General features: G+C 41.8%; 1 pseudogene. It reads left to right on the top strand.

The annotated features are described in order from the left end of the window. Positions 1-251, top strand: a pseudogene (locus I5349_RS13925) (YeeE/YedE family protein); the annotation flags it as partial.

The following is a 251-nucleotide window of genomic DNA, read 5'->3' on the forward strand; positions in this document are numbered from 1 at the left end:
AAAAATATCAAATACATCATTGCAGGTATATTATTCGGCATCATTATGTCTAAGTCTGAGGCAGTTTCTTGCTACAGAATTCAAGAGATGTTTCGCTTCCAGAGCTTTCACATGTATGGCATCATCGGCACAGCTGTGACGCTAGGGGTGATCATGGTAGCCTTGATCAAAAAATTTAAATTGAAAGACAGCACGGGGACTCGCATCACTTTTGCCCCAAAAGAGAAAAGCCTCTGGAAATACCTCATCGG

The sequence above is a fragment of the Penaeicola halotolerans genome, from assembly GCF_016464625.1.
In the GTDB taxonomy this organism is placed as follows: Bacteria; Bacteroidota; Bacteroidia; order Cytophagales; family Cyclobacteriaceae; genus Penaeicola; species Penaeicola halotolerans.